The 21,024-nt window shown below is 64.6% G+C and carries 14 protein-coding genes; all 14 read left to right on the top strand.

Annotated features, from left to right (window positions below; genetic code table 11):
- Nucleotides 1-2: 2 nt before the first annotated feature.
- Nucleotides 3-1,832, top strand: a complete 1,830-nt coding sequence (locus tag MY55_RS19095) for a thiamine pyrophosphate-binding protein (RefSeq protein WP_047237597.1) — start codon at nucleotides 3-5, stop codon at nucleotides 1,830-1,832.
- A 3-nt stretch (nucleotides 1,833-1,835) separates the two neighbouring features.
- Nucleotides 1,836-2,996: a class I SAM-dependent methyltransferase gene (locus MY55_RS19090; protein ID WP_047244512.1), complete on the top strand. Its 1,161-nt coding sequence runs from the start codon at nucleotides 1,836-1,838 to the stop codon at nucleotides 2,994-2,996.
- Complete coding sequence (locus tag MY55_RS19085) at nucleotides 2,989-3,582, top strand: NUDIX hydrolase (protein ID WP_047237598.1); 594 nt, start codon at nucleotides 2,989-2,991, stop codon at nucleotides 3,580-3,582. Before MY55_RS19090 ends, MY55_RS19085 begins: the two co-directional genes overlap by 8 nt.
- 128 nt (nucleotides 3,583-3,710) lie before the next feature.
- Nucleotides 3,711-4,823, top strand: a complete 1,113-nt coding sequence (locus tag MY55_RS19080; RefSeq protein WP_043579785.1) for a radical SAM/SPASM domain-containing protein — start codon at nucleotides 3,711-3,713, stop codon at nucleotides 4,821-4,823.
- A 41-nt stretch (nucleotides 4,824-4,864) separates the two neighbouring features.
- Nucleotides 4,865-5,671 carry a hypothetical protein gene (locus MY55_RS19075; RefSeq protein WP_080509470.1) on the top strand — a complete coding sequence of 269 codons (807 nt, stop codon included), beginning with the start codon at nucleotides 4,865-4,867 and terminating at the stop codon, nucleotides 5,669-5,671.
- A 29-nt stretch (nucleotides 5,672-5,700) separates the two neighbouring features.
- Nucleotides 5,701-6,750, top strand: coding sequence for an NAD-dependent epimerase/dehydratase family protein (locus MY55_RS19070; RefSeq protein ID WP_043579790.1), 1,050 nt, complete (start codon nucleotides 5,701-5,703; stop codon nucleotides 6,748-6,750).
- A 113-nt stretch (nucleotides 6,751-6,863) separates the two neighbouring features.
- Nucleotides 6,864-10,424: a hypothetical protein gene (locus MY55_RS19065; protein ID WP_047258526.1), complete on the top strand. Its 3,561-nt coding sequence runs from the start codon at nucleotides 6,864-6,866 to the stop codon at nucleotides 10,422-10,424.
- A gap of 218 nt (nucleotides 10,425-10,642) precedes the next feature.
- Nucleotides 10,643-12,397, top strand: a complete 1,755-nt coding sequence (locus MY55_RS19060; protein WP_230623432.1) for a B12-binding domain-containing radical SAM protein — start codon at nucleotides 10,643-10,645, stop codon at nucleotides 12,395-12,397.
- A gap of 284 nt (nucleotides 12,398-12,681) precedes the next feature.
- The gene (locus MY55_RS19055; protein ID WP_230623433.1) at nucleotides 12,682-16,539 is read left to right on the top strand and encodes a glycosyltransferase; all 3,858 of its coding nucleotides are present in this window, start codon (nucleotides 12,682-12,684) and stop codon (nucleotides 16,537-16,539) included.
- 178 nt (nucleotides 16,540-16,717) lie between these two features.
- On the top strand, nucleotides 16,718-17,566 hold the full coding sequence (locus MY55_RS19050; protein ID WP_047237696.1) for a flagellin N-terminal helical domain-containing protein: 849 nt from the start codon (nucleotides 16,718-16,720) through the stop codon (nucleotides 17,564-17,566).
- 220 nt (nucleotides 17,567-17,786) lie between these two features.
- A complete protein-coding gene (locus tag MY55_RS19045) occupies nucleotides 17,787-18,635 on the top strand; it encodes a flagellin N-terminal helical domain-containing protein (RefSeq protein WP_065202888.1) in 849 nt (282 codons plus the stop codon).
- A 74-nt stretch (nucleotides 18,636-18,709) separates the two neighbouring features.
- A complete protein-coding gene (locus MY55_RS19040; RefSeq protein ID WP_043579796.1) occupies nucleotides 18,710-19,132 on the top strand; it encodes a flagellar protein FlaG in 423 nt (140 codons plus the stop codon).
- 37 nt (nucleotides 19,133-19,169) lie between these two features.
- Entirely contained in the window at nucleotides 19,170-20,531 is a 1,362-nt protein-coding gene (fliD, locus tag MY55_RS19035) for a flagellar filament capping protein FliD (protein WP_043579798.1), read from the top strand.
- A gap of 53 nt (nucleotides 20,532-20,584) precedes the next feature.
- Nucleotides 20,585-21,022, top strand: coding sequence for a flagellar export chaperone FliS (fliS, locus tag MY55_RS19030; protein WP_043579800.1), 438 nt, complete (start codon nucleotides 20,585-20,587; stop codon nucleotides 21,020-21,022).
- Nucleotides 21,023-21,024 lie beyond the last annotated feature (2 nt).

The raw sequence follows: 21,024 nt of genomic DNA, 5'->3' as shown, positions 1-21,024 counted from the left end.
GCATGAGCGCAAAACTTGTCCGCCTGGCGGACTACGTGATGGATTTTCTGGCCGCGCGCGGCGTGCGCCACGTGTTTTTGCTGCCCGGCGGCGGCGCGATGCATCTGAACGACGCGCTGGCGCTGCAGCCGGATCTGACCGCCGTGCATTGCCACCACGAGCAGGCCTGCGGCATCGCCGCCGAGGCCTACGGCCGGTTGGCCGAGCGCACCGGCGTCGCCATGGTGACCACCGGCCCCGGCGCCACCAACATCCTGACGCCGGTGGCCGGCGCCTGGATCGAATCGCTGCCGCTGCTGGTGATCTCCGGCCAGGTGAAGCGCGCCGACCTGCTGCAAGGCAGCGGCCTGCGCCAGAAGGGCGTGCAGGAAGTGGACGTGGTGTCCATGGCGCGCCCGGTGACCAAGCACGCGGTCACAGTCACCGACCCGCAGGCCATCCGCCAGCACCTGGAGCAGGCGCTGCACCTGGCGCACAGCGACCGTCCCGGCCCGGTGTGGCTGGACATCCCGCTGGACGTGCAGGCGGCGCGCATCGACCCGGACAGCCTGCCTGGCTGGCAGCCGGAAGCGGACGCCGCGCCGGCCGCCCAGAACTATGTTGCCGCCATCGCCGATTTGCTGAAGCAGGCCGAGCGGCCGCTGATCCTGGCCGGCCACGGCGTGCGCATTTCCGGCGGCGCCGACGCGCTGCGCCGGTTGAGCGAAGCGCTGCAGGTGCCGGTGGCCGCCACCTGGAACGCGATGGACCTGATCCCGTGGGACAGCCCGCTGTGCGCCGGCCGCCCCGGCGTGGTGGCGCTGCGGCCCGGCAACTTCGCGGTGCAGAACTGCGACCTGTTGATCGCCATCGGCAGCCGGCTGGACAACATTCTCACCGCCTACAACCCCAAAGGCTTCGCCCGCGCCGCGCGCAAGGTGGTGGTGGACGTCGACGCCGCCGAGATCGCCAAGCTGGAGATGGAAATCGACCTGCCGCTGGCGATGGACGCCAAAGCCTGTCTGGAGGGCCTGCTGGCGGCCGCAGACCATCTGCCCAAGTCCAGGTGGCAGCCGTGGCTGGACCGCTGCGCCGGCTGGAAGCGCCGCTACCCGGTGCAGGACGGCGCGCCGTTCCCGGCGAGCGGCCAGATCAGCCACTACCATTTCGTCGACGCGCTGTCCGACGCCGCACCGGAAAACACGCTGATTTCCACCGGCAGCTCCGGCCTGGCGGTCGAGGTGTTCTATACCGTGTTCCGCAACAAGCCGGGCCAGCGGGTGTTCCTGACTTCCGGCCTCGGTTCGATGGGCTATGGCCTGCCGGCGGCGATAGGCGCCTGCCTGGGCAATGGCTCCCAGCCGATGATCGCGCTGGAAAGCGACGGCAGCCTGCAGCTGAACCTGCAGGAGCTGGCCACGCTGAAGGCCCTGCGACTGCCGATCCGCCTGTTCATCATGAACAACAACGGCTACGCGTCGATCCGCAACACCCAGCGCAATTATTTCGATAGCCGCTACATCGGCACCGGCCCGGAGGCCGGGGTGGCGATTCCGGACCTGCTGGCGCTGGCCGAGGCTTATGGCCTGCCGGCGGTGCGCATCGAGCGCGTCGAGGAGCTGGCCGAAGGCCTGGCCAAGGTGCTGGCCCACCCAGGCCCGATACTGTGCGACGTGCGGCTGAACGAGAACGAGACGCTGCAGCCCAAAGCCGCCGCGCTGCCGCAGCCGGACGGCTCGATGCTGTCGATGCCGCTGGAGGACATGTCGCCGCTGCTGCCGCTGGAGCAACTGCGCGCGGAAATGCTGATTCCTTTGCTGCCGGCGTCCGAAGCCGCCCAGCGGGGCGGCTGAGCGATGGCTGCCATCACGCATTGCCGCATCTGCGCGCAGCGGCTGTTCGATGAGCCGCTGCTGGTGCAGCGCGACATGCCGGCCGCCGCCCAGGGCCTGCCGGCGGCTGAGCGGCTGGCCGACGACCGCGGCGTCGAGCTGGCACTGCGCCAGTGCGGCGGCTGCGGGCTGCTGCAACTGGACGCCGAGCCGGTGCCGTACTGGCGCGACGTGATCCGCGCCGCCGGCATCTCGCCGGAAATGCGCGCCTTCCGGCTGGCGCAGTTCGGCGCTTGGCTGGCCGGGCACGGCCTGGCCGGGCGCAAGGTGCTGGAGGTGGGCTGCGGCCGCGGCGAATACCTGTCGCTGCTGGCCGAGGCCGGCGCGGACGCTTATGGCGTCGAGCATCTGCCGGCCTCGGTGGAAGCCTGCGGCCAGGCCGGCCTGCGGGTGGAGCGGGGCTTCGTGGACAGTCCGGAAACGAGGCTGGCGGACGGTCCATTCGACGGCTTCATGATCCTGAACTTCCTCGAACACATCCCGGCCGCGCACCTGACGCTGCAGGGCATCGCCGCCAATCTGGCCGACGGCGCCGTCGGCATGGTGGAAGTGCCGAATTTCGACATGATCGTCGAAAAGGGCTTGTTCGCCGAATTCATCCCGGACCACCTGTTCTACTTCACCGAGCGCACGCTGACCGGCCTGCTGGAGGCCAACGGCTTCGAAGTGCTGGACTGCCGAGCCGCCTGGCACGACTACGTGTTGTCGGCCACGGTCCGCAAACGCGCGCCGCAGCGGCTGTCGGCGCTGGTCGCCTGCGAGACGGCGCTGCGCGCGTCGTTCGACGAATTCCTGGGCCGCTTCGCGCCGGGCCGGGTGGCGATCTGGGGCGCGGGCCACCAGGCGCTGGCCTTGATCAGCCTGATGGGCGTCGCCGGCCGCATCCGCTATGTGCTGGATTCGGCGCCGTTCAAGCAGGGCCGCTACACGCCGGCCACCCATCTGCCCATCGTCGCGCCGGAGCGGCTGCAGGACGGAGAGGTGGACGCGGTGATCGTGCTGGCGGCCAGCTATTCCGCCGAGGTGGTGCGCCAGATCCAGGCCCGCCACGGCGCGCGCTTCGCCGTCGCCTTCCTGGCCGACAACCGCCTGCAAACCGTTGACCCGGAGGCTGGCGATGCATAAACACCCGGCAGACCGGCAACAGGCGATACTCGACGCGATAGACACGCTGCGGCAGGCGGTCGGCTCGGCGCGCGAAGGGCTGCCTGAGGAGATTTTCCTATTCGTCAGCAGCCTGACGCCGATGATCAATGTCGACCTGCTGATCCGCGACGAACAGGGGCGGACGCTGCTGACCTGGCGCGACGACCGCTTCTGCGGCCCCGGCTGGCATATCCCGGGCGGCATCATCCGCTTCAAGGAAAGCTCGGCCGACCGCATCGCCGCCGTCGCCGCGCACGAGCTGGGCGCCGAGGTCAGCTTCGACCCGCATCCCTTGTGCCGGCACGAGATGCTGATTCCCAAGCGCGACGTCCGCGGCCATTTCATCTCGCTGCTGCACGCCTGCCGGCTGACCACGCCGCCCGACTCCGCGCGCCGCTTCGACCCGGCGGCGCCGCGCGCCGGCGATTGGGCGTGGCACGCGCGTTGTCCGGACGACCTGCTGCCGGTGCAGCAGGTCTACCGCGGCTATATCGACGACGACCCCGCCATGCGGCAAAGCCCGCCGATTCAAGTTTTGGCCGAAAATGCCGAAGACCATCAGTAGAAATGCGCAAACAGATAAATAGGCAGAAGCGCCATTCTGCATAGCCTCTCTGATACACTCGAAACAGCTGACTGCCATCGCGAAAGGCTCGCGGCCGCTGCGCCGCCGCGATGGTTAGGAGACACCATATGAACGCTCCTCTGGACACCACCAACCTGGCGCTGAGCCAGGCAGAGCAGGCGAAACGAAACGACCTCGCCCGGCGCAAGCCTTATGTCGCGGCCAAGTTGGCGCGCATCGCCGAAATGGAAGAACGCGGCGAGATCAGCCCGATCATCCGCCTGGAAAAGAGCTATCTGTGCAATTTCAAGTGCACGCACTGCTCGGCTGAATACTATATGGACCGCCACCTGAAGAATGTGATCAAGGTGGTGGATACCCGCAGCAAGATGGATTACGACGACATTCGCAATCTGTCGCGCCAGGCCGACGAACTGGGGCTGGCCCGTTTCGTGATCACCGGCGGCGAGCCGCTGGTGATGAAGGATTTCGATCAGGTGATCGAAGCCCTCGATCCGGAAAAGCATTACATCATCACCGACAGCAACGGCTGGTTCCTAGATCTGGAGCGCGCCAAGCATCTGAAGGCGATCGGCGTCGAGAAAGTGCAGATCTCGCTGGACAGCTTCGTCGAGAAGGACCACGACAACTTCCGCAACAAGCCCGGCTCGTACAAGCGGGTGATGCGCGCCGTCGACGCCTGTCTGGACGCCGGGCTGAACCTGATCCTGTCGACCGTGCTGGTCAAGGGCCGCGCCAAGACCGAAGAATTCCGCCGGATGTGCGAATACGTCACCCAGCGCGGCATCGGCCTCTACGTGTCCTACGCCAAGCCGACCGGCTCGTGCACCGAGCACCCGGAATTCGTCATCGAGAAAGAGGACGCCGACATCCTGCGGCAGCTGGAGAAGGAGTACAACGTCTTCTCGCACATGACGCCGTCTTATGGTTCGCACAAGGGCTGCATCACGGTCAAGGGCATCATCACCGTCACTTCGACGATGGAAGTGACGCCGTGCCCATACATCGATTTCTCCATCGGCAACCTGCGCGAGACATCGCTGAAGGAAGTGCTGGCGCGCGGCATGCGCAACCCGTGGCTGGGGCCGCACCGGCCCGATTGCCTGATCGGCGAAGATCCCAAGTTCATCAAGATCCACACGGAAAAGACCGCGGGCGCCAAGTTCCTGCCGCTGCCGTGGGGGCAGGGTTTCTCCGACCAGGACTCCCTGTACGATTGATGACGGCACGACCTACAGAATCACGGTAAAGGCTTTTCCGAATGAACGCACCAGTCATGACCCCGGCCGTCGAGAGCGCGCCGCGCTTCGACGACAACGGCCGCTGCCTGCCGCATACGGCCACCCAGGCCGCCTGCCACCGCCAGACCCGGCGCTATTTCCTGCCGCACCAGCCGCGGATAGACTACGCGGCCATCCACCAGCGCATCAGCCGCCATCTGGGCGCGGCGGAAGGCCTGGACGCCGCGGCTTTCGAGCAGCGCGCCCGCGCGATCTTGGCCAAGCTGGAGAGCGACGCCGACGGCCGCCGGCTGCTGAACGGCGCGCATGTGCCGTTCTTCCTGCCGCAGGCGGCGCACGACGATATCGGCCAGGCGCTGGACGAGCGTTACCTGCCGGCGGTGAAAAGCGTGTACGACGCCGAGCTGCCGCAGTACAGCTTCGTCAACCATCACAAGCCCAGCCTCTCCGGCCTGTTGACGCCGGCGGAAGGGGCGCGCCATGACCGCCTGATAGAGGCGATGCGCCAAGGCCCGGTGGTCGGTTTCTATTTCCCCTGCCTGCTGGAATATTCGGTGCCGGCCGCGATCGAGCAGCTGGAAACGCTGCCCGCGCCATTCCTGCTGGCAGGCGGCTACGATAGCTGCGCCGCCTTCATCGGCTCGCCGGACCTGCTGCTGCGCAAGGCAGGCTATCCGCCGCTATTGTGGCTGTCTGGCCTGGAGGCGGAGCGCGACGGCGTCGGCTATCACTTCGAAGCCTATGGCTACGACCTGACCTTCAACCGCCGCGTCCACAACGACCAGGCGGCGGAATACTGGGCCAGCGCGCTGGTCGTGCTGGGTTAGTCGCCAGGCGCATGGCTTTGCACCGCCTCATGCCGCCGCGCACGTTGGAGCAGGATCTCGACGCCATTCTGGGCCGCAAACCCGAGCTCTGGGACAGCCTGCGCGGCGCGTCGCTGTTCATCAGCGGCGGGACCGGCTGGTTCGGCCGCTGGATCCTGGAGTCCATCGCCCATGCCAACGCCAGGCTGGACGCCGGCATCCGGGTGCTGGCGCTCAGCCGCAATCCGGAGGCCTTCACCCGGCAGGCGCCGCATCTGGCGGCGAATCCGGCCATCCGTTTCCATGTCGGCGACGTGCGCGACTTCTCCTTTCCCAGGGAGCGTTTCAGCCACTTCATTCATGCCGCCACCACCTCGGCGCATGAAACCTTCCGCGGCGAGACTTCGCTGAACAAATTCGACACGCTGGTCAGCGGCACCCGCCGCGTGCTCGACTTTGCCGCCGAGGCCCAGCCCGAGCATTTTCTGTTCACCAGCTCCGGCGCGGCCTACGGGCCGTCGCTCGCCGGCCGGCCGCTGCGCGAGGACGACCCGTTCGCGCCGGACACGATGGACCCGATCACCGCGCTGGGCCAGGCCAAGCGCGCGGCCGAGTTTCTTTGCGCCGCCTATGCGCAGCAGCATGGCTGGCATTTGAGCGTCGCGCGCTGCTTCGCCTTCGTCGGCCCCTTCATGCCGCTGGACATCCATTACGCGATAGGCAATTTCATCCAGTGTGCGATGCGCGGTCATCCTATCATCATAACGGGGGACGGCAGTCCGTCGCGCTCCTATCTGTACATGGGAGATCTGGTGGTCTGGATGCTGGCGCTGTTGCAGCGCGAGGGGGGGGCCAGGGTCTTCAATGTGGGATCGGATGCCGCGATCACGATCGCCGAATTGGCGCGCGAGGTCAGGGACCGGGTGTGTCCCGCCGCCGAAGTCCGTATTCTGGGGCAATCCGACGCCAGCGTCGGCAATCCGGCGCGCAACCTGTACCTGCCGGATATCGGCCGCGCCCGCGCGGAGCTGGGCCTCGCGCCCTGGACGCCGCTGGGCGACGCGATACGGTTTTCCGTCGATGCGTTTGCCGGAGCCTGAACGGCGGCTGCGCGCGATGCCCATCCGCGGCGCCGCCGCTGATTCGGAAACCCGGCCGCGCCGCGGCGGCTGGCCCTGGTTTCCATGCTTGGAATTCATGAAAGCAAGCGAATATGCAGATCGAAAAAAAATTCTACAATGAGCGTCACCAGCCCTACTACATATGCGCGCCAGGCTATACCCGGGTCTCCAATGGCGTGCGCGCCATGCACCTGCTGTGCCATTACCTGAACAAGCTGGGGGAGGAGGCCTATGTCTTCTCCCCCGAAACCGATCCCAAGCTCAGAACGCCGTATCTGACCCAGGACATCGTCGATCGCCATAAAGCCAGCGGGCGTTCCCCCATCGTCGTCTACCCTGAAGTGGTGCATGGCAATCCGCTCAACGGCAAGGCGGTGGCGCGCTACATTCTCAACCACCCCGGCCTGTTGGGCGGCCCCAAGGATTACGATCCGTCGGACCTGCTGGTGTTCTGGCACCAGGATTATGTCGATTACGCCAAGTATCCCGACCCGTCCTTCATTTTCATCCCATCGATCGACACCGCCATCTTCAACAACGACGACAACCCGCACGACGACAGCCGCCACCGGGTGCTGGTTTACCCGGGACGCTACAAGCACGCGGAGCGGGATTTCCCGGCGTTGTTCCAGAACACCGACGTCATCACCTACGAGTGGCCGCAAAGCCATGAGGAGCTGGCCGCGCTGTTGAGGCAGGGCAAGGTGCTGTACACCTTCGCCAATTCGGCGATCATCTCCGAGGCGCTGCTGTGCGGCTGCCCGGTGGTGGTGATGGAAACGGTGTTTTCCAAAAAACCGGAAGAGCGGGCGGGGCTGGCGCTGGGGCTGGCGCTGCCGGGCGTGACCTTCGAGGACACGCCGCAGGCGATCGCCGCCGCCCATGGCAAGGTGGTGGACTATCAGCAGGTTTATCACCAATACCAGCTCGAGCTGCTGCAGCAGCTCGAGGGCTTCATCGCCGCGTCGCAAAAGATGCCGCAGGGCGGTCCGAACGAGATTGTCTTCCCTTCGCTGAAGCCCGCGCAGGCCAGCCCGGAGCAGGCCCGCTACGACGCCTGGATCGCGCGCAATGAGTTGCGGCCGTGGCAGGCCGAAATCCACGCCGAAAGAATGGTGCGCAGCTGGGGCAGCCAGCCCCGCTTCATCGTTCTGATGCCGCTGACCGCCGATCGCCAGCAGGAGGCGTTGAAGTCCATCGGCTCGATGGGGCAGCAGCTGTACAAGCATTGGCAACTGATCTTCATCGCCGACTTCGACTGGCCGCACGCGGCTTTCCAGGGCTCCGACGTGCTGGGTTGGCTGCGCATAGACGACGCCCGCGATCCCAGCCAGCTGACCCAGGCTTTCGCCGCGGTGATAGGGGCGTTGCCGTGCGACTGGATCACGGTGCTGCCGGCAGGCGCCGAATTGGCGGTCAACGCGCTGCTGTCGCTGGGCGATCACGCCTCGCTGCATCCGGAATGGCAAGCCATCTACAGCGACTGCGACGAGTTGGGCGCGGACGGCAAGCGCTGCCGGCCGGTGTTCAAGCCGGACTTCAATCTCGACCTGCAGCGCGGTGCCGACTACATCAGCCCAAGCGTCTGGTTCCGCCGCGAGGCGCTGCAGGAGACCGGGGCTTTCGCCGAAGCGCCGGCGGCCGATGGCTGCGACGCCTTGTGGCGGCTGCATGACGCCTACGGCGGCCGGGTCATCGGCCATATCGCCGACATGCTGGTGCATTTGCCAGCGGCGGCGGCCGAGCCGGCCGACGCCGCCGCCGCGCGCGAGCGGGCATTGGCCGCGCACCTGGAGCGGCAGGGCGGCGCGGCCGTCATCCAGCCGGGGGCGGCAGTCGGCAGCTTCCATATCCGCTATCTGGCGGCCGGCCAGTGCAAGGTTTCCGTCATCATCGCCGACGCCGGCGACGGCGTCAGCCTGTCGTCCAGCATCGACGCCGTGTTGGCGGCGGACTGGGAGCAGGTTTGCGAGATTCTGGCGGTGACGCCGGCGGCGGCCGAGCTGCCTGCCGCGGCGCGGCGGGTGGCGTGCGCCTCCGAGTTGTCGCTGGCCGGACGCTATCAATTGGGCGCCGAGGCGGCGAGCGGCGATTACCTGCTGTTCCTCGACAGCCGGGTGGAAGTGGGCCGGAGCGACTGGTTGCCGGACCTGCTTGGCCTGGCCTCGCGCCAAGGCGTCGGCGCCGCGGCGCCGCGCCTGCTGCGAGCCGACGGCAAAACGGTCTGGCGCGGTCCGCTGCTGCTGGGCGCGGACGCCGGCGCCGCATCGGTGTTCGACGGCGCCGACGCGGCGGCGCCCGGCGATCTGGGCCGCCAGCTGATCGAGCACAATCCGGGAGCCGTGCCGCTGGACTGCCTGCTGATGTCCAGCGCGCTGTATGAGGAAATCGGCGGGCTCGACGCCTCGCTGGAGGATGCCGACAGCGCCGCCGTCGATCTATGCCTGAAGATCCGCGCCGCCGACAAGCTGCTGGTCTGGACGCCGTTCGTGTCCGCGCTGCGGCAGCCCGATGCGGCCCCTCTCGCGGCGAGGCTGGACGAGGAGGCGTTGTCCCGGCGCTGGTATGGCTGGCTGCGGCATGACGCGGCGTACAACCGGCACTTGAGTCTGGACAGCCGGCAGGCTTTCCAGGTGGAGAACGTCTACTCCGCCGAGTGGGACCCCGATTTCTACGAGCGCGCCCGCGTGCTGATGCTGCCGGGCACGTCGCCGGCCGGCGCCGCCCGCTTGCGGGCGCCGCTGCTGCGCTTGATGGATGACGGCAAGCTGCTGGCCACCATGCTTCCGGCCGGGCAGCGCCTGCCCAGCGCCGGCGAGCTCGAACGCCTGGCGCCCGATGTCCTGGTGCAAGCCGCGCGCTTCGAGCCTGGCTTCCTCGATTGGCTGCGTCTGAGCCGCCGCAGCCGGCCGGACATGCTGTCCATCCTGGTGTTGGACGATCTGGACGCCGGCGGCGCTGTCAGCGACCGTTACGCCAGAACGATGTTGCGGGCGCTGGCGCGGGAGGCGGACAGGATCATCGTGCCGACCGAAGCGCTGCGGGCGCTGGCCGGCGCGTTCTGCGAGGATGTGCGCCTGGTGCCGGAGGCGCTGGACGAGGCGCGCTGGGAAGGGTTGATTTCGCTGCGCGGCATGGGCAAGAAGCCGCGCGTGGCTTGGAGCGGCACGGAGGCCGAGGTGGAGGACCTGATGCTGCTCACTGGGATCATCCTCGCCACCGGCGGCGAGATCGACTGGATCGTATTCGGCCACTGTCCGGATGCGCTGCATCCCTACCTGGCGGAATACCATCCCTTCGACCTGGCAAGCGAGGATTACCCGCGCAAGCTGGCCAGCCTGGGAATAGACTTGGCGGTGATGCCCAAGCACGCCGATGGCCGCCGCGAGGCGGCGGGGCGGCGACGGCTGCTCGAATACGGCGCTTTGGGCATCCCGGTGGCGTGCAGCGCGCTGGATGACTGGCCGGGACTGGCGCAAGCGCCGGTGGCGCGGGCGGACAACGAGGCCGCGGCGTGGAGCCAGGTCTTGCTCGAACGCGCGCGCGATCTGGAGCGGGCCGGCCGCGAAGGCGAGCGGTTGAAGGCCTGGGTCAAGGAAAATTGCATGCTCGGCCCGCATTTGCCCTCATGGCTGGAGGCGCTTGGCCGATAAAGCAGAGTAAGGGGTGGTCGCCGCGCGCGGCGCCTGCCGCTTTGCAGGATGAAGCAGGTTTGACGTCGATGCGGCCCGCCGCGCCGACAGCGGGGTATGCCGGCCGCGCGTTGGGGATGGGCGCCGGTTTTTTTCTTGTAATCTTAAGGGATGAGGATGAACGCCTGCCTGGCGGGACGCGCCCGCGGCGCGGCAGGACGTTGATCGAGGAGGGTGGGATGAAAAAACTGTTGTTTGTCGTGCCCATGCACATTTCCTGGGACTCGTTCACCAAGCCCGAGTTCTACAATGTGCAGCTGGCCAAGGCCGATGGGAAGGTCTACAACATCCCGCGCACGGATTTGCCCCTGGGGCCCTTGTCCATCTCGGCGTACTTGAAGAAGTTCCTGCCGCTGGATGTGAAGCTGATCGACTTCAACGCCGAGGTCAACGCGCTGGACGCGGTGCCCTTCGATTCGTTCGAAGCGCTGTGCCGCCATTTCTTCCGGCAGATCGAGGATTTCGCGCCGGACTTCGTCGGCGTCTCCTCGCTGTTCAGCCCCTCGTTCGCCAACTTCATGGATTGCGGCCGGATGGCGCGCGAGGTATGGCCGGACAGCATCGTGGTCGGCGGCGGCAATATCCCCACCAACAGCTACGAGCAGATCTACCGCGACATGGGTTGCACCTTCTTCGACGGCCTGTGCTTCGGCGAAGGCGAAAAGCCGATGCTGAACCTGTTGCAGGCGGAAGATCCGCTGGCCTTCCTGGCCAGCTCGTCGGCATGGATCACGCGCAGCAATGTGATGGATGAGGCGCTGCTGGTTCCCAAGCACGACTTCATCGACGACCTGGATGAAATCCCGTTCTTCGATTATGACTTGTGCGACATCGACAAGCATGAAATCAACCAGGTGGTGGCCTCCTACCACAATCTGGACAAGACGCGCGGCTTCCATGTGATGACATCGCGCGGCTGTCCCTTCCTGTGCACCTTCTGCGCCTCGCACCGCACCCACGGCAGGTCGATGCGCTATCACTCGCTGGAGCGGGTCAAGGAGGACTTTACCCGGCTGGTCAAGCATTACGGCGCCGAAACCGTCATCTTCCAGGACGACCACCTGATGGCCGATTCCGACCGGGTGTACAAGATACTGGACATCGTGAAGTCGCTGAACCTGCAGTCGGTGTATCAGAACGGCCTGACGCTTTACGCGCTGGACCGTCCGATGCTGCAGGCCTTCTGGGACGCCGGCGTGCGGCACCTGGTGCTGCCGGTGGAAAGCGGCAGCGAGAAGGTGCTGAAGAAGCAGATGAAGAAGCCGCTGAAGATGAAGATCTCGGAGAGGGTGGCCAGGGATTGCCGCGAGCTGGGCATCTACACCAATACCAATATTTTGATCGGCATGCCGGGCGAGACCAAGGAAGATCTGGAAGAAGCGCGCCGCAATCTGCGCGAGATCGCCTCCAACTGGTTCAACATCGCTTGCGCCAGCCCCATCGTCGGCAGCGAGATCCACGAAATCTCGAAAGAGAAGGGCTATATCAAGATCAATAGCCTGGGGTCGGACTACCGCACCGCGGTCATCAATACCGAGGACTTCTCGGCCGAGTTCATCCAGGAATACCAGTACTTCATGAACCTGGATCTGAATTTCGTCCATAACTACGATCTGCGCTGCGGCAATTACGAATGGGCGGAACGGGGGCTCAAGAACGTTCTTCGCCTGAAGAGCGACCACGCCTTCGCCCACTATTACCTGGCGGAGTGTTACCGCGGGCTGGGCCGGCTTGACCTGGCCCAACACCACCGCGATTGCTACCTGCAGTCGGTGCAGAGCTCGTTCTGGGGACGCTGGGCCTGGATCTTCGGCCTGGATGGCGTCAATCCCGACGACTGGTCGGAGGAGAACTACGGCTTGCTGGCCGAAATCCTGCTGCCGCGCGCCGCGCCGGAAGGCGACGCGCCGATCGCGCTGGCCGCCCAGGCTTGAGGCGGAACGGCGACGCGGACCGATGGGCGGCATTGCCCGGCATGGCGTCGCCACGGCGCGGGCTGCTATAGTGGCGCTGATCGGCCTGACGGCCGCGGCGGCTCCGCTCCGATGGGAGCGCGGGGCTTCGCCGCGGCGCGGTTTTCGCTCAAGGGCCGGCAGGCCCTTTTCTTTCGTTCGCTTCGAGTGCGTTCTTGCTGTATTGCCGTCCGGGGTGTCCGGCTGCGGACCCGATTCAATTCATGACCTGGCGAGCTGCCGCCATGGAATCTCAGGAAAATAACGTGGAACCATCCCAAATCCGTAAACCGCGCGTCGGCGTTCTGACGCGAGATCTGCAGGATGCCGCCTGCTACAAACTGAGACTTGGCGATCCGCTCTGCCTGATGTCGCCGGTGCTGGAAGCCTACCATTTCAAGAACCAGGCCGATCACAGCTACGAGGGCGTGTACCCGTTCAAGGAGGACCGCGATTTCGTCGACGCGATGGACATGTTCATCGTCCAGCGCCTGTTTCCCTATCCGGAGTTCCGGCCCTTGCTGGAAATGATCGTCGCGTCGGGCAAGCCCATCGTCTACGAAGTGGATGACTGGCTGCTGGACATGTCCGAGCAGCATGTGATGTACAGCATCTGCGAGCCGTCGTTCAAGGGGATCGAGTGGCTGCTGCCGCAGTGCTCGCTGGTGACGGTGTCGACCGAAGCGCTGGTTGAGAAGGTCAAGCCTTACAACGACAAGGTCTTCGTGTTCCATAACCATCTGGCGACCGAACGGGTGGTGGAGCCGCTGCCGCATAGCGGCCAGGTCACCATCGGCTTCGCCGGCACCAGCACTCACGCCAAAGACGTTGAAATGATTTCGTCGGCGCTGCTGCGGATCTACCACGAGTATGCCGGCCAGGTGAAGTTCGTGTTTTGGGGAGATGTGCCTCCCGATTTCGTCGGCATCAAGGATGTGCGCAAGGTGCCGGAATTCGTCACCTACAACGAATACCTGTCCGAACTGGCCAAGCTCAAGATCGACATCGGCATCGCGCCGCTGGTGCAGAGCGAATTCAATGATTACAAATCGGACATCAAGTGGCTGGAGTACGCGCTGGTCGGCGCGGCCGCGGTGGTGTCCGATGTCACCGCCTACGCCGGTTTGAAGGACAGCGGGCTGGCGATGGTGGCGGACAATACCGAAGAAGGCTGGGTGGCCGGGATCAGCAAGCTGATCGACGATGCCGCGCTGCGCGCCGAGCAAGCCGCCGCCGCGCGCCGCCATGTGCTGGAGAACCGGCTGCTGGAGCCGCGGGTGGGCGATTTGCTGGCCCAGTACGCGGCGCTGCTGCCCGAAGCGCTCAAGCCGCAGCCGCTGGCGCAGCCGGGCCGCATCGTCACGCACGCATTGGCCGAAAACGACGTGGATGGCCTGAAGGCCTACCGCAAGTGGGTGAAACGCCGCCAGATCCGCGAAGTGCACGCCGAACAGCTGGCGGAGCGGATGATGATGGCCTGGAAGCAGGTGCCGGTGTTCAACCTGATTCTGCTGGCGCCGAGCAACCGCCTGACGCGCTTGTCGGAAAGCTTCACCGCGATGGAAAACCTGCTGTACCGCCATTGGCGGCTGATCGTGGTGTCCGACGCGCCGGAGCCGGACCCGGTGTTCAGCAGCAGCCCGAACCTGGGCTGGGTGCAACTGGCGAGCATGGACGACGAGCAACAGGTTTCCGAGGTGATCAACAGCATCATCGCCGACGTGCCGGCAGACTGGGTGATGCTGCTGCCGGCCGGCGCGCGCCTGCAGCCGAACGCGCTGGCGCGGCTGGGCGAGGAGATCCACGCGCATCCGGAATACGGCGCGATCTATACCGACCATGACGTGGTGTCGCCGATGGGCAAGCGCTTCCGCCCGTCCTTCCTGCCGGATTTCTCGCCGGAGTACCTGCGGTCGATGGATTACACCAGCTACGCGGTGGCGTTCCAGCGCGAGACCCTGGCCAAGATCGGCGGCATGCAGCCGTATCCGCGCGCGCATTGCTACGACGCGCTGCTGCGGATATACGAAAATTGGGACCGCGGCGCCATCGGCCATGTCGACGATGTGCTGGTGTCGCTGCCGTGGGTGGATCCCAAGATGGACAGCCTGGGCAATGCCTCGCGCCGGGTGGCGCTGGAAAGCCATATCGGCCGCTGCGGCCTGCCGGCGTCGGTGGACGAGGGCCTGGTGGCGGGAACCTTCTACTACGAATACCAGCTGCTGGCCTCGCCGCTGGTGTCGGTGATCATCCCGAGCAAGGACAAGCTCGAATGCCTGGAGCCTTGCCTGAGCAGCCTGTTCGGCATCACCGGCTACCAGAATTTCGAAGTGCTGATCGTCGACAACGCCTCGCAGGATCCGGAAACCTTCGAGTTCTACGAAAAGGTCCAGGCGCGCTATCCGGGGCGGATCCGCATCCTCAGCTACGACGCGCCGTTCAACTTCTCCGCGCAATGCAACCTCGGCGCGCGCGAGGCGCGCGGCGAATATCTGCTGCTGCTGAACAACGACACCGAAGTGGTGTTCCCGCACTGGCTGGAGCGCATGCTGGCTACCGCCCAGCAGCCGGGCGTCGGCGCGGTGGGCGCGCGCCTGCTCTATCCGGAGATCGGCCGCGTGCAGCATGCGGGCATCGTGCTGGGCATGCCCGGCGGCATGTATTCGGTGGCGGACCACGTATTCGAGGATATGGACTACCTGTACCCGGGCTATCTGAATCGCAGCCTGACCATGCAGAACTATTCCGCGGTGACCGCGGCGTGCCTGATGGTGGAGAAGCAGATCTACGAAGCGGTGGGCGGCATGGACGAAGAGGTGTTCCAGGTCTGCTTCAACGACGTCGACTTCTGCCTCAAGATCCAGGCCGGCGGCCTGCGCAACGTCTACACTCCTTACGCGGTGCTGTACCACCACCACGCCAAGAGCATAGGCCGGGTCACCACCGATCCCCGCCCCGCGCTGAAGGCGGCGGTGCGCGAGCGCGAGGAGATGGAGGCGATGCTGGCGCGCTGGCTGCCGGTGATGGGCAACGATCCGGGCTTCAACCGGCACTTGTCGCTGCGCACCAAGCGAGTGGCGATCGAGTCCGACCGCATCGTCGCCTGGGACGCCAAGCTGCCTGGGCGCAAAAAGGTGCTGGGCATCCCGGTGCCGGGCGGCAGCGGCGAATACCGCTTGAGCCAGCCTTTGCAGGTGCTGCAGGAGAAAGGCAAGCTGGACGGCGAAATCCACCAGCCCTCTGCCGGCATTCCCACCGTGGTGGAGCTGGTGCGCCAGGGACCGGACGCGCTGTTGCTGCATACCGGCATCAGCGACTACATCTATGAAACCATGGAGGCTTATCGCCGCTATATCCCCGATCTGCGCATCGTGTTCGGCCTGGACGACCTGGTCGGCGGCGTGCCGGAGAAAAGCAGCCTGTATGACCACTGGTCGCGCCACTATCCGGACGCCAAGCAGCGTTTGCGCCGCGTGCTGAAGCTGTGCGACGCGGCGGTGGTGTCCACCCAGCCGCTGGCCGATCTCATCCAGAAGATGGTGGGTGAGGTGGCGGTGGTGCCCAACCGGCTGCGCCGCTCGATCTGGGGCGATCTGAAGTCGGAACGCCGCGTCGGCGACAAGCCGCGCGTGGGTTGGGTCGGCGCCGGCCAGCACCGTGGCGACCTGGAGTTGATCCACGAGGTGATCCGCGCCACGCACAAGGAAGTGGACTGGGTCTTCATGGGCATGTGCCTGCCGCAGTTCCGTCCTTACGTCGCCGAAGTGCATCATGCGGTCACCTTCGCCGACTACGCCGCCAAGGTGGCCAGTCTGAACCTGGATCTGGCGGTGGCGCCGCTGGAGATCAACCCGTTCAACGAGGCCAAGAGCAATCTGCGGCTGCTGGAGTATGGGGTGCTGGGCTGGCCGGTGGTGTGTTCCGACATTTATCCCTACCAGACCAACGACGCGCCGGTCTGCCGGGTGCCCAACCAGGCCGAAGCCTGGATCGAGGCCATCCGCGCCCGCGCCCACGATATGGACGCCACCGCGCGCGAGGGCGACGCGCTGCGCGACTGGTTCAACCGCCATTACTGGCTGGAAGACCATTACGAAGACTGGTTCCGCATCTTGCACGGCTAGGCGTGCCGCGGCGCGTTTTTTCCCATGGCCCTTCGGGGCCATTTTTCATGCCTTGCCGCGAAATCGCGGCATTTGTTGGTAAAATTACCATTTTCGTCAGCATTCTCCGAAGTCGGCCGATCTTTCTTGCAACAGGCAAGAACTTTCGATGGTCCTCTGGGCCGATAAGGGGAATGAAATGGCAATCACCGTCAATACCAACCTGGCCTCGCTGCAGGCCCAGATCAACCTGAACAACTCCAGCACCTCGCTGAATCAGTCGCTGCAGCGCCTGTCTTCCGGTCTGCGCGTGAACAGCGCCAAGGATGACGCCGCCGGTCTGGCCATTTCCCAGACCCTGACTTCGGCCATCCGCGGCAACAACCAGGCGATGAAGAACGCCAACGACGGCATCTCCGTCGGCCAGACTGCCGAAGGCGCGCTGGGCCAGATCGCCAACAATATGCAGCGCATCCGCGAAATCGCGGTACAGGCGTCCAACGGCTCGGTCAGCAACACCAACCGTTCGCAGCTGCAGAACGAAGTGGACCAGCTGACCCAGGAAATCTCGCGCATCGTGCAGACCACCGAGTTCAACGGCACCAAGCTGTTGTCCGGCGGCGCCACGCTGACTTTCCAGGTGGGTTCGTCCGGCTCGTCGGACAACCAGGTTTCGGTATCCGCCACCGACCTGACCTCCGGCGGCACGCTGCATTCGTACAACACCTCCTTGAGCGCGGTGAAGACCATCGACGTGACCACCCAGGGCGGCGCCTCCGCGGTGCTGTCCTCGCTGGACGCCGACATCTCGCAGATCTCCAACGTGCGTTCCACTTTCGGCGCGGTGCAGAACCGCTTCGACGCGGTGGTGGCCAACCTGCAGAACTACACCGCCAACCTGACTGCCGCCAACAGCCGCATCATGGACGTGGACTTCGCGTCGGAAACCGCCAACCTGACCAAGAACCAGATTCTGCAGCAGGCCGGCGGCTCCATCCTGAAGCAGGCCAACTCGCTGCCGCAAGCCGCGCTGACCCTGCTGCAATAAGGGTTTGAATGAAGGTTTCGCCGCCTCCCCGGGGAGGCGGCGAAGGCGCTGGAAGCCAGGGAGAATGCGAACAGGACAGCGATAAAGACAAAGCGGGAGCAGACGGCAGCGGGAATGAAAGTGTGAAAATTCACATTTTCACCGTAAAGTTCGGAATGTGCCGGCCGATATGCAGTGTAAGCAAGCCTCTTTGCCCACACTGAGTATCAGGAGAGTCATCATGGCCATTACCGTCAACACTAATATAGCGTCGCTGCAAGCCCAGCTGAACCTTAACAATTCCCAGATGTCGCTGACCACGTCGCTGCAACGTCTGTCCTCCGGCCTGCGCATCAACAGCGCCAAGGACGACGCCGCAGGTCTGGCCATTTCGCAGACTCTGACTTCCGCCATCAACGGCAACAACCAGGCGATCAACAACGCCAACGACGGTATTTCCGTCGGGCAGACCGCTGAAGGCGCGTTGGGACAGATCGCCAACAACCTGCAGCGTATCCGCGAAATCGCGGTGCAGGCGTCCAACGGCGCCGTCAGCAACACTAACCGTTCGCAGCTGCAAAGCGAAGTGGACCAGCTGACCCAGGAAATTTCGCGTATCGTGCAAACCACCCAGTTCAACGGCACCCAGCTGTTGTCGGGCAGCGCGATTCTGACCTTCCAGGTGGGTTCGTCCGGCGCCAGCAGCAACCAGGTTTCGATTTCCTCGGTGGACATGACGTCTGCCGGCGTGCTGTGCAGCTACAACTCGTCGCTGACCGCCACCGGCACCATCAACATCACCTCGCAGTCCGGCGCGTCGGCCATCCTGTCGACGCTGGACAGCGACATCGCGGAAATCTCTACCGTGCGTTCGACCTGGGGTTCGGTGCAGAACCGGTTTGACGCTGTTGTGGCCAACCTGCACAACTACGTACAAAACCTGACCGCAGCCAACAGCCGTATCGTGGATGTGGACTTCGCCTCGGAAACGGCTAACCTGACTAAGAACCAGATTCTGCAACAGGCCGGCGCATCGATTCTGAAACAAGCCAATACCCTGCCCCAGTCCGCGCTGACGCTGCTGCAGTAAGTGTAAACTGATGGTATAAGCCAGTCTGCAGCTCCGGTCGGGCAACCGGAGCTGCGGTCATGAGGAGCGTGATCATGCAAATCCCTTCTGTTTTGTCGCCTTCCATCAACACGGCGAACGCCCCGGCGCCACGTCAACAACTGGTAGAGTTGGCGCAGGCGCCTTCCTCCGACCCGAACCAATCGGTTCTGGCGGATTCCGCGCAGGCTGTCGCTGCGGCTGGGCAGAGCCAGCAGCAACAGTCGTCCGCCGATGCGCAGAAGCAGCAGACCGATCCCAAGCAACTGCAGGATTCGGTCAACCAGCTGAACACTGCGGCATCGTTGTACAATAGCTCCCTGCAGTTCTCCGTCGACAAGGACACCGGCGCGACCGTGGTCAAGGTCGTCGACAAGGCGAACAACCAGGTGATTCGTCAGATTCCGTCCGAGGAAGCGCTGCGCATCGCGAAGGCGATCGGTGACTTCAAAGGACTTTTGCTGAAGGACAAAGCCTGATTTCACTGTCCCGATGCGGCTATAACATGGATATAACATGACAGCCATTACCAGTTCCGTGGGTGCATTGGATGTTCAGGGCATCGTCAGCCAGCTGATGATGATTGAAAGACAGCCGTTGACGGCAAGCCAGGGCCGGGCGGACCAATACAACACCCAGCTCAGCACCGTCGGCAAGCTCAGTTCGTCGTTGTCGGCCCTGCAGACCGCCATGACGAGCCTGTCGTCCGGCCGTTTTCTGCAAGTGTTCAAGGCGTCGGTCAGCGATGCGTCGATGGCGGCGGTTTCCACCACCAGCGGCGGCAATGCCGGCACCTACCAGATTTCGGTAAGCAATCTGGCGACCAACCGGCAACTGGTGTTCGACCAGTCCGGCGGGAAGAATATTACCGATCCGAAAGCGACGATAGCCGGCGCGCCGGACCAGCTGACCTTCCAGATCAATGGCAAGACGCAGACCGTGAAGCTGCGCGACAAGCCGGACGAAGCGGTGTCGCTGCAGACGATCAACGACAAGATCAACGCGGCCGGCATCGGTTTGAACGCCACCATCGTGCAGAACGGCAGCCAGTACAAGCTGGTGCTGGCTTCGTCGGAATCGGGCAACGACAACAAGTTCACCATCACCGGCGGCGGCACAGATAGCGGCAAGACCGGCGGTTCGACGCTGGCGGGGCTGTCGCAAAGCGACAATGGCGCCAAGGAATCGCAGGATGCCCAGGATGCCAGCCTGACGGTGAATGGCGTGGCCATCACCGCCGGCAGCAACAAGGTGTCCAACGCGGTTCCCGGCGCGGAAGTCGACTTGTACAAGGCCGGCACGTTCACGGTGTCGCTGGCGCCGGACAGCGCCGGGGTCGGCAAGAACCTCCAGGCTTTTGTCGACGCGTACAACCAGGTGGTCGGCGACGTCAAGGCCGCCCGTTCCGGCGCGATGAAAGGCAATGCGTCGATACTGGACATCCAGACCCGGCTGCAGCAGGTATTGTCCACGCCGGTGGCGGGCGCGGATCCGGTCAATTCGGTGGCGTTCCTGTCGCAGGCGGGCATCTCGTTGCAGAAGGACGGCACCCTGAAGCTGGACCAGACCGCGTTCAACGACGCGCTGAAAAAAGACAAGCAAGCGGTGACCAATCTGTTCGGCAACCCGGCCAACACCGGCTTCGCCCAGCGTTTCAATACCGAGATCAACGGCATGCTGGGGCCGACAGGGTTGATTGAAACCAGCCGGGCCACGATCAAGAGCAAGGTCAGCACCGAAACCCAGCTGCAGAGTTCGCTTCAGGCCAGGCTGGACTCCAAGCAAACCCAGCTGATTCAGCAATACACGGCGCTGAACAAGACTTTGGCCCAGATGCAGTCGGGTTCGAACAGCCTGTTCAACCTGATTTCCAAGTAAGATCACGCCGGGCGGCATAAGCCGTCCGGTAGCTTTAGAAATGATGGTGACCCATGCTGAATTCGCGAATGCTCAAGCAGTTCAATCAGGCTTACGCCAATGACGCCTTGAAAACTGCGGTATACGGAGCGAGCCCGGTTGGCATAGTTGTGATGCTGTATGAAGGGGCCATCAAGGCGCTGGGCGCGGCGAGCATCGCGATGGATGCCGGCCGTTTCGACGAGAAGGCGCGGATGATCTCCAAGACCGTGGATATCCTGGAAGGGCTGCGGATCGCCCTGGACCTGGATCAGGCGTCCGAGGCCGCGGCCAACCTCAACGATCTCTACCTGTACATGAAGCTTCGCCTGGCCAAGGCCAGCCTGAAGAACGACAAGGAAATCATCGCCGAAGTCCGCGGCCTGCTGGAAACCATCCTGCCGGCATGGCAGCAGGTGGATAAGGCCAACGCGGCGAAGCAGCACGACGCTAGCGCGCAATCGGGAGCGTGACG

It is taken from the genome of Chromobacterium subtsugae (assembly GCF_001676875.1).
In the GTDB taxonomy this organism is placed as follows: Bacteria; Pseudomonadota; Gammaproteobacteria; order Burkholderiales; family Chromobacteriaceae; genus Chromobacterium; species Chromobacterium subtsugae.
Note: the sequence above shows the minus strand (reverse complement) of the source record. Positions and strands in the feature narration are given on the sequence as shown.